The organism is Streptomyces sp. S6, from assembly GCF_054880855.1.
Window position 1 is genome coordinate 1 of record NZ_JBTYMC010000684.1, and the last position, 983, is coordinate 983.

2 protein-coding genes are annotated in these 983 nt (G+C 69.6%); one reads left to right on the forward strand and one right to left on the reverse strand.

Annotation, left to right across the window (positions count from 1 at the left end):
* Positions 1-271: citrate/2-methylcitrate synthase (locus ACVNF4_RS36430; RefSeq protein WP_461807091.1), on the reverse strand; the 271-nt coding region annotated here is incomplete at its 3' end.
* Positions 272-370: 99 nt separating this feature from the next.
* Here ACVNF4_RS36430 and ACVNF4_RS36435 point away from each other — a divergent pair.
* The coding region (locus ACVNF4_RS36435; RefSeq protein ID WP_461807092.1) for a helix-turn-helix transcriptional regulator at positions 371-983 on the forward strand (613 nt) is incomplete at its 3' end.

Sequence of the window (983 nt, forward strand, 5' to 3'; positions counted from 1 at the left end):
CCGCCGTCACCTCGGCCGGCAGCACCCGCAGCGCGGCCGTCTCGGCGGCGAAGGCGGACGCCCGCGCGGGGTCGGGGAGTTCGCCGTAGACCAGGAGGTACCAGACGTCCTCGAAGGAACGGGTCTGCGCGAGGTCGACGGCGGAGTACTGGCGGTAGTGGTAGAAGCCCTCGGTGCCGCGCACGTCACCGACGCGGGTGTCGGTGACGACGACACCGGCGAGTCCGCGCGGGACGTCGACGAAGGTCGGGGTGGACCTGTTGACAGACATGACTTGCCTCCTTGAACTTGATTCGACTGTCCATCATTGACTTAACAACTGTCAATATTGATTGAATCAATATGTACTCCATCCGGATACGGTGACCCCATGCGCGACCAGGAACCCTCCCCCGGCCACCCCGAACGCCGTCTGAGCACCAAGGAAGCGGCCGAACTGCTGGGCGTGAAGCCCGAGACGGTGTACGCGTACGTCAGCCGAGGCCAGCTCAGCAGCCGCCGCGTACCCGGCAGCCGGAGCAGTACTTTCGACGCCGCCGAGGTGAACTCCCTCGCGCTCCGCAGCAGACGGGAGAGCGCCGGGAGCCCGGGCGCCGGAGCCGAGCCTGCCGTCCGCACCCACCTCACGTACATCGCCGACGACCGCTACTTCTTCCGGGGCGTCGACGCGGTCGAACTGGCCGGCGCGCACTCCTACGAGGAGGTCGCGGAGTGGCTCTGGACCGGCGAACTGCGCGCGGGAGCGACGTTCACCGCGCCGGAGGCGTCCCTCAAGGCAGCCCGCCGGGCGGCCCGCGCACTGCCCGAACACTCCGGCCCCGCCGACCGGCTGAGGGCGGCGGCCGTCGCGTCCGCCGTCGTCGACCCCCTGCGCTTCGACATGACGATCCTCAACGTGGCCCTGCCGACGATGGCGGGCGACCTCGGCGCGAGCACCGGCCAACAGCAGTGGATGGCGGACGCGTACGTCGTCGTCTTCGCCG